Origin of the sequence: Serratia sp. Z4, from assembly GCF_009900725.1 — a bacterium.
GTDB lineage: Bacteria > Pseudomonadota > Gammaproteobacteria > Enterobacterales > Enterobacteriaceae > Serratia > Serratia nematodiphila.
The window spans coordinates 176741-190057 of sequence record NZ_JAAABD010000008.1; the positions used below are offsets into that span (position 1 = coordinate 176741).

Here is a 13317-nt window from a genome sequence, read left to right on the forward strand (position 1 = left end):
CAGGGAGTAAACGCAGGGGGTAGGCATGAAACGGTGACTTTGTCAGCGCGATCCGCTGCCAGTATGATGAAGAAAACCAGCGCAACGGCAGAGGTGAAGGGTGGCGAAACGTCCATTGAAGTTTATCGATAACCTGCGTTTAAGCGGGCATGAAGGGTTGTGGCAACTGGCGATCGAGCAGGGGCGCATCGCGCATCTGGTTCCGCAACCGGAAGGGCTGGAGTGGCGCAGCGACGTGTTGGATGCGCAGGGCGGGCTGGCGCTGCCGGCGTTCGTCGAACCGCATATTCACCTGGATACCACGCAAACCGCCGGTCAGCCGGCCTGGAACCAGTCCGGCACGCTGTTCGAGGGCATTGAGCGCTGGGCCGAACGCAAGGCGCTGTTGACCCATGAAGACGTCAAACAGCGCGCCTGGCAAACGCTCAAGTGGCAGATCGCCAACGGCGTGCAGTATGTGCGCACCCACGTCGACGTTTCCGATCCCACGCTGACCGCGCTGCGCGCTATGCTGGAGGTGAAACGGGAGGTGGCGCCCTGGGTAACGCTGCAGATCGTCGCCTTCCCGCAGGAGGGGATCCTCTCTTATCCCAACGGCGAAGCGCTGCTTGAAGAGGCGCTGCGGCTGGGGGTCGACGTGGTGGGCGCCATTCCGCATTTCGAATTCACCCGCGAATACGGCGTGGAGTCGCTGCATAAGGCGTTCGCACTGGCGCAAAAATACGATCGGCTGGTGGACGTGCACTGCGACGAGATAGACGACGAGCAATCGCGCTTCGTCGAAACCGTGGCGGCGCTGGCGCTGAAGCTGGATATGGGGGCGAAAGTCACCGCCAGCCACACCACGGCGATGCACTCTTACAACGGCGCTTACGCCTCGCGGCTGTTCCGCCTGCTGAAAATGTCCGGCATCAACTTTGTCGCCAATCCGCTGGTGAACATTCACCTACAGGGGCGTTTCGACAGCTATCCGAAACGGCGCGGCGTGACCCGGGTGAAGGAGATGCTGGAGGCGGAGATCAACGTCTGCTTCGGCCACGACGACGTGTTCGATCCCTGGTATCCGCTCGGCACCGCCAACATGCTGCAGGTGCTGCATATGGGGCTGCACGTGTGCCAGCTGATGGGCTATGGCCAAATCGACGACGGGCTGAAGCTGATCACCAGCCACAGTGCGCGCACCCTTAACCTCAGCGACTATGGCCTGGCGGCCGGCAACAGCGCCAACCTGGTGATCCTGCCGGCGGAAAGCGGTTTCGACGCGGTGCGCCGCCAGACGCCGGTGCGTTATTCGATTCGCCAGGGGGCGGTGATCGCCGAAACGCGGCCGGCGGAAACCACGCTGCATTTGCAGCAGGATGAGACGGTAGATTTTCGGCGCTAAGGCGCAAAAAAAGGGCGCCTTGCGGGCGCCCTTGATGTATTTGATGCGAAGAAATCAGTGCGTCACGTGACCGTGGCTGCGGTGCTTGGTCACGAAGCCCAGCAGCAGACACATCACGAATACCGCCAGGTACAGGCCGTTGGCGGTGGTCAGCGCCGCGTGCGCGCCGCCTTTCGCCACGATCGGGCCGGTGACCACGAAGGTCAGCATGGTGCCGATGGTGCCGCAGGTCAGGATAAAGTTGACCAGCTTCGGCGAGGAGACCTTGGTCTGCAGCGAGCCGAGGGTGATCAACGTGGTATAGATGGCGCTGGAAACGAAGCCCAGAGCCATGATGTAGTAGCCTAGGTGTTCCGGATTGTCGGTGCTGACGAACAGGTACATCGCGCCGGTAGCCAGCGCGGCCAGTACGGTAACGATGCGCTGCAGATCGAAGAAGCGCAGGATGAAGCTGAACACCCACATGCCGACCATGTAAGAGGTCCAGAAGTCGCTCACCAGCTTACCGGCCTGGCCGATGTCCATGTTGAACGACTTGGTGGCGTACTCAGGCACCCACTGAATGAAGCCCAGCTGGCCGAGGATGTAGCACAGCGCGGCGATCGACAGGAACAGCACGCCGATGCCCCATTTTTCTTTCTCGACCGGTTGACCGGCATCGGCGCCTTTCTTGCCCAGCACCGGGAATTCGGAGCACAGGGTCAGCACGAAGATCGCCACGTACAGCAGACCGATGCAGGCGTAAACCCAGTACCAGCCGATATGGCGAGCCAGCAGCATCGCGGCGACGATCGGGAAGATCATCCCGGCCATGCTGAAGAAGGAATCGGTGAACAACAGGCGCGAACCGCGCTGGCGGCCGGCATACATGTGGGTGATCAGGAAGGTGCCGATCGACATGGTGATACCGCTAACCACGCCAAGGATAAACATGCACAGCGAGAACATGGTCAGGCTCTTGCCGAGCATCAGCCCTGCGACCGCCAGCACCATCAGGACAAAGCCGAAGATCAGCTGACGCTTCAGCGGGATGATTTCCATCAGCCAGGCATTGAGGAAGATCGAAATCAAAATACCGGCGTTGAGGAAAGTAAAGGTGTTACTCATGCTGGAAACCGGCAGATTAAAGTACTCTGCAATGTTTCCCATCACCATCCCTGTGACGATCACTAAAGCACCGGTCAGCGCGTACGAAAAGAAGCTGATCCAGGTAAGCCGTATGCGGTTACTGTCATTCATTGTATAGGCCTGAATATGTCTGTTAGAGGTTTTAACGCTGGCATAAGGCCGCTGGCTTTTCCTGGCAAACGCAGAAAAAAGTCCCGATCAGGCCACCAGGGGGCGGATCCTAGCACAGACAACGGGATTTTTTGTGATGGTTGTCGATTTTTTGATGCAACCTATGAAGGGAGGGTACGCATTATTGTGATCTATTTGCGTACCGTCACAATGGAATCACGGTTGACGATCGTCGGCTCAAATTGGTGCGCCGGGGTGGTGGGGTCGATCAGCCTGCGCGCCGCGTATTGGGCCATCTCGCTGATGGGAAAATGTACGCTGCTCAACGCCGGGCGTACAAAAGGCGCGCGTTCGCCGCTGTCGTAACAGATCAAGGAGATATCCTGCGGCACCCGCAGGCGGTGCTCGTTGATCGCCAGCAGCGCGCCGATCGCCATCTCTTCGTTGCAGCAGTAGATGGCGCTGGGCCGTGCGGCTTGCTGCAGCAGGCGATCGGCGCAGCGGTAACCGCTTTCCAGATCGTAAACGCCCTCCAGACAGGCCACCGGCTCGATATTCGCCGCCTGCATCGCCTCTTCAAACCCTTGCAACCGCAGGCGGCTCGACGGGCGCTCGCGCGGCCCGCTGATGCAGGCGATGCGCCGGTGCCCGGTATCGAGCAGTTGCTGGGTCGCCATGCGGCTGGCGAGCGGATGATCGAAGGTGACGCAGCGGTCTTCCAGCCCCGGCACCAGACGATCGAGCAACACGAAATGACGTTGCTCCGCCGCCAGCTGGCGCAGCCGATCGTCGCTGAGAAAACGCACGTGCAGGATCACGCCGTCGCAGCGCAGGCTGAACAGCCGCTGCACCGCCTGCCATTCGTTTTCGGCGCTGTTGCGGCCCTGGGTCACCAGCAGCTGCTTGCCGTGGGATTCGGCCTCGGTTTGCACGAAGTCCATCAGCGCGCCGAAGAAGCCGCCGCGATACGACGTGGTCACCAGCCCGAGGGTATTGCTGTGGCTGGAGGCGAGCGCGCGGGCCGCCGGATTGGGGGTGTAACCGAGCTGGGCGACGGCGCGTTCAACCTTCTCGCGGGTCGGCGCCTTGACGTTGCTGTCGCCGTTCACTACCCGCGATACGGTGGCGCGCGATACGCCCGCCAGCGCCGCGACATCTTCCAGTGTCACCATCGTCCAACTCCTGATTACGGCTAAAAAAATGGGTTCGGCGCGCCGAACCCCTGTCATACCGCGCGCAGGCGCTTACCTGAACTGCGGCAAATACGGCGCGTTTATCGTCAACACCTCGTCCAGCAACGGCTGCGCCAGATTGGCGTTGCCCACCAGCGGGTTGGCGATCAGCGCCAGCAAGCCGCTGCGGCGATCGCCGTGCACCGCGGCCTCGATGGTCAGGCGTTCGTAGGCTTTCACCTGCTGCGTCAGCGCCTGCATCGGTTCCGACAGCGGGCCGAACGTTAGCGGATGCGCGCCCTGAGCATCGACGATACAGTTGATTTCTATCACAGCATCGTCCGGCAGGCCATGGATTGCGCCGCGGTTTGCGGTGTTGACCACTAATTGCGTGCCGAGATTATTATGGATAGCACGAATCAGCTCCAGCGCAACCTCGGAATAGAAAGAACCGCCGCGGAAGCTGAGCTGTTCCGGCTTACTGTTCAACTGCGGATCGGCATACAGCTCGAACAGCTCTTTCTCCACCTGCATCACCTGTTCGGCGCGGGTGCCGCGCTCGCCGGCGGCGGCCATCTCTTCCGCCAGCATCTCACGGGTCTGGTAAAAATAGCGGTGGTACGGGCATGGGATCGCGCCGAGCGCGCGCAGGAAGTCCGGCTGCCAGGGCTCTTCCTTGATGTTGTTCATGGTCAGCGCCGCGCCGTCGCACAGCATGTCGATCACCTTGGCGGTGACGTCGCGCCCCTGCTGCGTGACCTGATGCACCCAGACCATGTGGTTCAGGCCGGCGAACTGCAGCTGCACGTCGGCGTAAGGCGCCTGCAGCATGTTGGCGATCATGTGATGCATGCTGATCGGCACGTTGCACAGGCCGATGATCTTCGCTTTGGTAAAGCGAGACACCGCCTCGGTGACGATACCGGCCGGGTTGGTGAAGTTGATTATCCAGGCGTCCGGCGCCAGCTTTTCCACCCGGCGGGCGATATCCAGCATCACCGGAATGGTGCGCAGCGCCTTGGCGAAGCCGCCGACGCCGGTGGTCTCCTGGCCGAGCAGCTGGTATTTGAGGCCCAGCCGTTCGTCGGCGGCGCGCGCCGGCAGTTGCCCGACGCGGAACTGGGTCAGCACGAAAGCGGCGCCGCGAATCGCTTCGTCCAGCGTGAAGTGCACGCTGACCTTCACCTGTTCCAGCCCATGGCGCGCCAGCATGCGGCGCGTCAGGGCGGCGATGGTTTCCACTTTTTGCCGGCCTGGCTCGACGTCCACCAGCGCCAGTTCGGTGACCGGCAGCTCCTCGATGCGCTGGATCAGCCCATCGACCAGCTCGGGAGTGTAGCTGCTGCCGCCGCCGATCACGGCGATTTTGAGCGTGCTCATGGGCGGCCCTCCGTCAGCGACTGACGGCGATAGAGCTCGATCATGTCGTCGGCCAGATCCTGGATCACCATGGCGTTCATCAGATGATCCTGCGCATGCACGGTGATCAGATTGATCGCCAGCTTGCCGCAGCCTTCGTCCAGGCCGATCAGCTCGGTCTGGATCAGGTGCGCTTTCTTCACCCACTCTTTGGATTCGGCCATGTGTTTGGCCGCGGCGGCGAAGTCGCCGGCGCGCGCTTGTCGCAACGCCATCAACGCATTGCTGCGCGCGCTGCCGGAGAACACCAGCAGTTCCATGATGGTGCTTTCAAACTCGGGGCTGACTTCAGTCATCAATTCACTCACGTCATTTCTCCAGGGGTTGCGCGGCGATGCCGCCGTGGGATGCTTCAATATCCGTTCTTTTTATAATGAGAGCGCTCTCATTTATATAGAGTAACGACAATGCGTGTGCAAACTGGGAGGCAGATCGCAAAAACCGCCCCAGGGCGGCACGGGGCAAAAAATGCGTGATGCGGTTGGCAAAAAAGCCTTCTGCGCCCATACTTTCCGCAGCAAAATTCAGGGCCGCCTAGGATATGTCCCGTAATTGGGTAAATATAGGTAAATGGCTGGCACTTGCCGATACAGCTCTTTAGAATCAAAGCGCTTTTCCGTTGTTTGTCTCTCAGAGAAAGGACCCGTTAATGTTCAAACGTACTTTAGTGACCTTCGTCGCGCTGTGTTCCCTGTCCGCAGTGGCACCCGCACTCGCCGCCGGTGAGACCCATGTCATGCTGACGACCTCGGCGGGGAATATCGAATTGGCGCTCGACAGCCAGAAGGCACCGGTTTCCACCCAGAACTTCGTCGATTACGTGAACAGCGGGTACTACAACAACACCATTTTCCACCGTGTGATCCCGGGCTTCATGATCCAGGGCGGCGGTTTCACCGCTGACATGCAGCAAAAATCCACCAAGGCGCCGATCAAGAACGAAGCCGACAACGGCCTGCGCAACCTGCGCGGCACCATCTCGATGGCGCGCACCGCCGACAAGGACAGCGCCACCAGCCAGTTCTTCCTGAACGTGGCGGATAACGCCTTCCTGGATCACGGCCAGCGCGACTTCGGCTACGCGGTGTTCGGCAAAGTGGTGAAAGGCATGGATGTGGTGGACAAGATCGCTCAGGTGCCGACCGGCAACGTCGGCCCTTACCAGAATGTGCCGACCAAGCCGGTGGTGATTCTGTCGGCCAAGGTGCTGCCGTAAATTTTTTGGCCGATCCCGCCGGGGTCGGCCGTCCTTCCTCCCGAAGCCTTGCCTTCATCACTGTTTTCTCCCGCGCCCCATGCTCTAATCGGCAGACAATAACCAGACCGGAAATCCGGCGTTCGCCCTTTGTTGTCTCTGGATGAGTTGCTGCCATGTATGAATTTAACCAGGTGCTGTTGCTGTTGCAGCAGATGTGCGTCTATCTCGTTATCGCCTATCTGCTGAGCAAAACCCCGCTGTTCATTCCGCTGATGCAGGTGACCATTCGCTTGCCGCACAAGCTGCTGTGCTACGTGATCTTCTCGGTGTTCTGCATCATGGGCACCTATTTCGGGCTGCATATTCAGGATTCGATCGCCAACACCCGAGCGATAGGCGCGGTTCTGGGCGGGCTGCTGGGCGGGCCGTCGGTGGGCTTTCTGGTCGGGCTGACCGGCGGCCTGCACCGGTATACGCTCGGCGGCATGACCGACGTGGCCTGCGCGATCTCCACGGTGTCCGAAGGGCTGGTCGGCGGCATCGTACACAGCATCGCCATGCGCCGGGGGCGCATCGAGCTGCTGTTCAATCCGCTGTTCGTCGGCGGCGTGGCGCTGGTGGCGGAAGTGCTGCAGATGGCGATCATTCTGGCGGTGGCGCGCCCTTATAACGAGGCGTTGCAGCTGGTGGAACACATCGCGCTGCCGATGATGATCGCCAATACCGTCGGCGCGGCGATGTTTATGCAAATCCTGCTGGACAGGCGCGCCATGTTCGAGAAATACACCAGCGCTTTCTCTTCCAAGGCGCTGAAAATCGCCGAGCGCACCGAGGGCATCCTGCGGCAGGGCTTCGATCAGGAAAACAGCATGAAGGTCGCCCGGGTGATTTATCAGGAGCTGGGCATCGGCGCGGTGGCGATCACCGATCGCGACAAGCTGTTGGCGTTTATCGGCATCGGTGACGATCACCACCTGCCGGGCACGCCGATCGCCTCGGTGCATTCGCACCGCGCCATCGACAACAACGAGGTGGTCTATGCCGACGGCAATCAGCTCTCTTACTGCTGCTCGATCAATCCGGCCTGCAAGCTGGGATCGACGCTGGTGATCCCGCTGCGCGGCGAAAACCAGCGGGTCATCGGCACCATCAAGCTGTATGAACCGAAAAGCCAGCTGTTCAGCACCATCAACCGTACGCTGGGCGAAGGCATCGCCAGCCTGCTGTCGGCGCAGATCATGGCCGGACAGTACGAGCGCCACAAGCAGCTGCTGGCGCAGTCGGAGATCAAGCTGCTGCATGCGCAGGTCAATCCGCATTTCTTGTTCAATGCCTTGAATACCCTGGTGGCGGTGATCCGCCGCGATGGCGAGCGCGCCTGCGATCTGGTGCAGTCCCTCTCGACCTTCTTTCGTAAAAACCTCAAGCGCTCGGATGACGAAGTCAGCCTGGCGGACGAAATTGAACATGTGAACGCCTACCTGCAGATAGAGAAAGCGCGCTTCGCCGATCGGCTGGAGATTGCGGTATCGCTGCCCGAGGCGCTGCTGGCGGCGCGGCTGCCGGCGTTTTCGCTGCAGCCGATCGTCGAGAATGCCATCAAGCACGGCACCTCGCATCTGTTGGGCGTAGGCCGCATCGAAATCGGCGCCTGCTGCGAAGGCGAGCATCTGCTGCTGCAGGTGACGGACAACGCCGGGCTGTTCCAGCCGAAACCGAACTGCAGCGGGCTGGGGATGAACCTGGTGGATAAACGCATTCGCGTGCGCTACGGCGAAGGCTATGGCGTGCAGGTGGATTGCCGGCCGGACGCCTACACCCGCATTACGCTTAATGTCCCTATGGAGAGGGCAGCCTGATGTTAAACGCACTGATTGTTGACGATGAACCTTCCGCGCGCGACAACCTGCGCCACCTGCTGGAAGCTGAAGCGGGGATCTCGATTATCGGCGAGTGCGCCAACGCCATCGAAGCCATCAGCCAGATCCATCGGCTGCAGCCGGACGTGGTGTTTCTCGATATCCAGATGCCACGCATCAGCGGGCTGGAAATGGTCGGCATGCTGGATCCCAACCGTATGCCGCACATCGTGTTTCTGACCGCCTACGACGAATACGCGGTGCAGGCATTTGAGGAGCACGCCTTCGACTATCTGCTGAAGCCGGCGGAGCCGACGCGGTTGAGCAAGACGCTGCAACGCCTGCGGCAGCGCAGTGCGCCGCAGGACGTGACGGCGCTGGATGAGAGCGCCGGCTACCTGAAATACATTCCCTGCACCGGCCACAGCCGCATCTATCTGCTGCGGTTCGATGAAGTGCTGGCGATCCGTTCCAAGCTGAGCGGGGTATTCGTGGTGCGCAGCGACGGCATGGAGTGTTTCACCGAATTGACGCTGCGCACGCTGGAAAGCCGTACGCCGCTGGTGCGCTGCCATCGGCAGTATCTGGTCAACCTGGAGCAGGTGCGCGAGATCCGCTTCGAAGAGGGCGGTGCGGCAGAGATGATCATGTCGGCAGGCGATCCGGTGCCGGTCAGCCGGCGCTATTTGAAGGCGCTGAAGGAGCAACTGGGGCTGCGGGGGTGACTATGCCGGCGGCCACCGGCGGCGAGTATGCACGATGGCCAATATGATGACGCGTTGAGCCGCCAATTCATAGACCAACAGATAGGACGGGGAGATGACCAGCTCGCGCGTGCCGGCTATCCGACCCGTTTTCCCGCTGGTGGGATGATGCACGAGGCGTGCCGCCGCGTCAGCGATTTTTGCATCATTTTCTGCGGCGGCGGCCGAATTTTTAAGTTCCAACCATTCATAAATCGCCAGACGATCGGCGAGGGCGGGTACCGTCCATGTCAGTTTCACAAAAGTCCTTTTGTGTTTTATTGCGTTGATTTAGCTCTGCGTTCGGCGAAATAAGCAGCCACCTCTTCATCGTCGGCGAACTTGCCTTCACGCAACGCCTTGCGGCTCACCTCGACCTTTTCCTTTAACCACTGGTCGTACTCTTCCTGCTGCGCCTGGCGGCTGACAAACTCGCGCATGAAATCGCGCAGCAGTTGCGAAGCCGTGCGATCGGCGGCCTTTGCCGCGCTGGCGAAAGCGGTTTTTAACTCGTCATCCACGCGGATTACCACGGTAGATTCAGACATGGTATTTACCTCGTATATACAGCGTAATGCTCACTATAACACTGGTGCTTTATTGTTCAAGCAAAGACGCTCTGACGCTAAGCGCAATCTGAATTCATCAGGCCCCGACGGTGCCCTTTTTGTTTGTCCTTGACGGGGTTACGCGGCGCTTATAGCTTTATTGCATCAACAGGCGCGTTTCGCGCCGCGGTCAGCGTCAAAGGAACAGAAAATGAGTGAACCACGGATTATCGCCAAAGCGATGAAAGACGGAAAACCGGAACAGGATCTGGTGATTTTGCCGGCGTTGGCCAACCGCCACGGCTTGATCACCGGGGCAACCGGCACCGGCAAGACGGTGACGCTGCAGAAAATGGCCGAACAGTTCTCACGCATCGGCGTGCCGGTGTTCCTCTCGGACGTGAAGGGCGATCTGTCCGGCATCGGCGCCGAGGGCGTGCCTTCCGAAAAACTGCAGGCGCGCCTGGCGGCGATCGGCGTTACCGACTGGCAACCGCAGGCCTGCACCATTATCCCGTGGGATATTTACGGTGAAAAAGGCCACCCGATCCGCGCCACCATTTCCGATCTCGGGCCGTTGCTGCTGGGGCGCCTGTTGGATTTGAACGAGGTGCAAAGCGGCGTGCTGCAGCTGGTGTTCAAAATCGCCGATGACAATGCGCTGCTGCTGCTGGACATGAAAGACCTGCGCGCCATGGTGCAGTTCGTCGGCGACAACGCCAAACAATTCCAAACCCAGTACGGCAATATCTCTGCCGCCTCTATCGGCGCCATTCAGCGCGGGTTGTTGACGCTGGAAGAGCAGGGGGCCAATCAGTTCTTCGGCGAGCCGATGCTGGACATCAACGATCTGATGAAAACCGACGCCAACGGCCACGGCGTGATCAATCTGCTGGCGGCGGACAAGCTGATCAATCAGCCGAAGCTGTATTCGGTGTTCCTGCTGTGGCTGCTGGCCGAGCTGTTTGAGCACCTGCCGGAAGTGGGCGACCCTGAACAGCCGAAGCTGGTGTTCTTCTTCGATGAAGCGCACCTGCTGTTCAACGATGCACCGGCGGCGCTGCTGACCAAGATTGAACAGGTGGTGCGTCTGATCCGCTCCAAAGGCGTCGGCATTTACTTCGTCACCCAGAACCCGCTGGACATCCCGGACAGCGTGCTGGGCCAGTTGGGCAACCGCGTGCAGCATGCGCTGCGCGCCTTTACCCCGCGCGATCAGAAGGCGGTGAAGACGGCGGCGCAAACCCTGCGCGCCAACCCGGCCTTCGATGCCGAAACGGCGATCACCGAGCTGGGCGTGGGCGAAGCGCTGGTGTCGTTCCTCGACGAGAAGGGCCGGCCGAACGTGGTGGAGCGGGCGATGGTCATCGCGCCGGAATCCAAAATGGGCATGCTTGGCGCGGAAGGGCTGAACAGCGCGATCAACAAGTCGCCGCTGTATGGCCGCTATGAAGACATGATTGACCGCGAGTCCGCCTACGAGAAGCTGTCGTCGGGCGGTTTCGCCACCATCGGCACCCCGCAGCAGGGGCAACAACCGCAGACGCAACAGCAACAACAGCAGGCGGGCGGCGGCCTGATGGATGGTTTGAACGAGCTGTTGTTCGGTTCCACCGGCCCGCGCGGCGGCAAACGCGACGGCATCGTCCAGACCGCCGCCAAGAGCATGGCGCGCGATCTCGGCCGCCAGATCCTGCGCGGCGTGCTGGGCTCGATCACCGGCGGCCGTAAAAAGTAAGCGGAAATTATCGTCGGCAGCGGCGGGTTAAATCAGTAAACTATGGCGGCGTTTTTCTCTGCCGGACCTGACATGCTGCTGCTGATCGATAACTACGACTCCTTTACCTATAACCTTTACCAGTACTTCTGCGAGTTGGGCGCCGAGGTGGTGGTGAAGCGCAACGATGAGCTGCAGCTGGCCGATATCGAGCGGCTGGCGCCGCAGCATCTGGTGATTTCCCCCGGCCCCTGCACCCCGAACGAAGCGGGTATCTCGCTGGCCGCCATTCGTCATTTCGCCGGCAAGCTGCCGATCCTCGGCGTGTGCCTGGGGCACCAGGCGCTGGGGCAGGCGTTCGGCGCCGAGGTGGTGCGCGCCCGCGCGGTGATGCACGGCAAAACGTCGGCCATCCGCCACCTCGGCGTCGGCGTGTTTCGCGGCCTGAACGATCCGCTGACCGTGACCCGCTATCACTCGCTGGTGCTGAAAGCCGATACGCTGCCGGACTGTTTTGAAGTGACCGCCTGGAGCGAACGCGACGGCGTGCGCGACGAGATCATGGGCATCCGCCATCGCACTTTGGCGCTGGAAGGCGTGCAGTTCCATCCGGAAAGCGTGCTCAGCGAGCAGGGCCATCAGCTGCTGGATAACTTCCTCAACCGTTAATCCCGATGCGTTTTTTTCGCTCGTCGGGCGTTTTGCGTTTGCGCTTGATTGGTTTTTTATGCATATTTCGTGATTATGTTTTCAATCTAACATTACGATAGCGCTGAAAAACCTTCAGGGTGGAGCCGAAAAAATGACTGGAAAATCCGCAGTGAGCCGCAGCACCTTTGACCAGGTTATCCTGCCTGTTTATGCACCCGCCCAGTTTGTGCCGGTGCGCGGCAAAGGCAGTCGGGTCTGGGATCAGCAGGGAAAAGAGTACATCGATTTTTCCGGCGGCATCGCGGTAACGGCGCTGGGGCACTGCCATCCGGCGCTGGTCGAGGCGCTCAAACGTCAGGGTGAGACTCTGTGGCATACCAGCAACGTCTTTACCAATGAACCGGCGCTGCGCCTGGCGAGCAAACTGATCGACGCCACCTTCGCCGATCGGGTGTTCTTCGCCAACTCCGGCGCAGAGGCCAACGAAGCGGCGTTCAAACTGGCGCGTCATTACGCCATCACCCGCCACAGCCCCTATAAAACCAAAATCATCGCCTTCTATAACGCGTTTCACGGCCGCACGCTGTTCACCGTGTCGGTGGGCGGGCAGGCCAAATACTCCGACGGGTTCGGGCCAAAGCCGGCCGACATCGTGCACGTGCCGTTCAACGATCTGGCGGCGGTGAAAGCGGTGATGGACGACCACACCTGCGCGGTGGTGATGGAGCCGATTCAGGGCGAGGGCGGCATTACGCCGGTCGACGCCGGCTTCCTCAAAGGCGTGCGCGAGCTGTGCGACCAACATCAGGCGCTGCTGGTGTTCGACGAAGTGCAAAGCGGCATGGGGCGCAGCGGCAGGCTGTTCGCCTATATGCATTATGGCGTGACGCCGGACATTCTCACCACCGCCAAGGCGCTGGGCGGCGGTTTCCCGGTGAGCGCCATGCTGACCACCGAAGAGATTGCGTCGGTGATGCAGGTGGGCACCCACGGCACCACCTACGGCGGCAACCCGCTGGCTTGCGCGGTGGCGGAGGCGGCGTTGGATGTGATCAATACGCCGGAAGTGCTGAGCGGCATCGAACAGCGCCACGCGCTGTATGTGCAGGCTTTGCAGAATATCGGCGATAAATACGGTATTTTCACCGCCATTCGCGGCATGGGGTTACTGATCGGCGCCGAACTGACGCCGCATTATCACGGCAGAGCGCGCGATTTCCTCACCGCCGCCGCCGCGCGTGGGCTGATGATCCTCAATGCCGGGCCGAACGTGATCCGTTTCGCGCCGTCGCTGGTGGTGGAGCTGCAGGACATCGAGGCCGGCATGGCGCTGTTCGAGCTGGCGGTGCAGGATGTGATCAACGCCTGAAGCCCGTGCGGCGAATAA

The 13317-nt window shown here is 60.7% G+C and carries 13 protein-coding genes; 7 read left to right on the forward strand and 6 right to left on the reverse strand.

The window, feature by feature from the left end; all coding sequences use genetic code 11:
- Positions 1 to 115 precede the first annotated feature (115 nt).
- Positions 116 to 1384, forward strand: coding sequence for a cytosine deaminase (locus GT753_RS22035; protein WP_305851943.1), 1269 nt, complete (start codon positions 116 to 118; stop codon positions 1382 to 1384).
- Between the two features lie 54 nt (positions 1385 to 1438).
- Here the strand turns inward: GT753_RS22035 and tsgA are convergent, their stop codons facing one another.
- The 4 genes from tsgA to GT753_RS22055 form a co-directional block, all read right to left on the reverse strand.
- Positions 1439 to 2623 (reverse strand): MFS transporter TsgA, encoded by a 1185-nt coding sequence (gene tsgA / locus GT753_RS22040; protein WP_004930336.1) that lies wholly within the window; start codon positions 2621 to 2623, stop codon positions 1439 to 1441.
- Positions 2624 to 2814: 191 nt separating this feature from the next.
- Positions 2815 to 3795: a LacI family DNA-binding transcriptional regulator gene (locus GT753_RS22045; RefSeq protein WP_156866445.1), complete on the reverse strand. Its 981-nt coding sequence runs from the start codon at positions 3793 to 3795 to the stop codon at positions 2815 to 2817.
- A 72-nt stretch (positions 3796 to 3867) separates the two neighbouring features.
- The gene (locus GT753_RS22050; RefSeq protein ID WP_075684673.1) at positions 3868 to 5175 is read right to left on the reverse strand and encodes a 6-phospho-beta-glucosidase; all 1308 of its coding nucleotides are present in this window, start codon (positions 5173 to 5175) and stop codon (positions 3868 to 3870) included.
- Entirely contained in the window at positions 5172 to 5510 is a 339-nt protein-coding gene (locus GT753_RS22055; RefSeq protein ID WP_004930342.1) for a PTS lactose/cellobiose transporter subunit IIA, read from the reverse strand. Before GT753_RS22055 ends, GT753_RS22050 begins: the two co-directional genes overlap by 4 nt.
- Before the next feature lie 353 nt (positions 5511 to 5863).
- Between GT753_RS22055 and ppiA the strand changes: the two genes are divergently transcribed.
- The 3 genes from ppiA (at position 5864) to btsR (ending at position 8996) form a co-directional block, all read left to right on the forward strand.
- The gene (gene ppiA, locus GT753_RS22060; RefSeq protein ID WP_004930347.1) at positions 5864 to 6430 is read left to right on the forward strand and encodes a peptidylprolyl isomerase A; all 567 of its coding nucleotides are present in this window, start codon (positions 5864 to 5866) and stop codon (positions 6428 to 6430) included.
- Positions 6431 to 6585: 155 nt separating this feature from the next.
- A complete protein-coding gene (locus tag GT753_RS22065; RefSeq protein ID WP_004930349.1) occupies positions 6586 to 8271 on the forward strand; it encodes a sensor histidine kinase in 1686 nt (561 codons plus the stop codon).
- On the forward strand, positions 8271 to 8996 hold the full coding sequence (btsR, locus tag GT753_RS22070) for a two-component system response regulator BtsR (protein ID WP_004930351.1): 726 nt from the start codon (positions 8271 to 8273) through the stop codon (positions 8994 to 8996). The genes GT753_RS22065 and btsR overlap by 1 nt, the downstream gene beginning before the upstream one ends.
- Here the strand turns inward: btsR and GT753_RS22075 are convergent, their stop codons facing one another.
- Positions 8997 to 9275 (reverse strand): type II toxin-antitoxin system RelE/ParE family toxin, encoded by a 279-nt coding sequence (locus GT753_RS22075; RefSeq protein ID WP_021504776.1) that lies wholly within the window; start codon positions 9273 to 9275, stop codon positions 8997 to 8999.
- 17 nt (positions 9276 to 9292) lie between these two features.
- Positions 9293 to 9562: a hypothetical protein gene (locus GT753_RS22080; RefSeq protein WP_004930356.1), complete on the reverse strand. Its 270-nt coding sequence runs from the start codon at positions 9560 to 9562 to the stop codon at positions 9293 to 9295.
- Between the two features lie 211 nt (positions 9563 to 9773).
- Between GT753_RS22080 and GT753_RS22085 the strand changes: the two genes are divergently transcribed.
- The 3 genes from GT753_RS22085 (at position 9774) to GT753_RS22095 (ending at position 13299) form a co-directional block, all read left to right on the forward strand.
- Positions 9774 to 11300, forward strand: a complete 1527-nt coding sequence (locus GT753_RS22085; RefSeq protein ID WP_004930359.1) for a helicase HerA-like domain-containing protein — start codon at positions 9774 to 9776, stop codon at positions 11298 to 11300.
- Positions 11301 to 11372: 72 nt separating this feature from the next.
- On the forward strand, positions 11373 to 11948 hold the full coding sequence (locus tag GT753_RS22090; protein ID WP_076741292.1) for an aminodeoxychorismate synthase component II: 576 nt from the start codon (positions 11373 to 11375) through the stop codon (positions 11946 to 11948).
- Between the two features lie 133 nt (positions 11949 to 12081).
- On the forward strand, positions 12082 to 13299 hold the full coding sequence (locus GT753_RS22095; RefSeq protein WP_160125956.1) for an aspartate aminotransferase family protein: 1218 nt from the start codon (positions 12082 to 12084) through the stop codon (positions 13297 to 13299).
- The last annotated feature ends 18 nt before the right edge of the window (positions 13300 to 13317 follow it).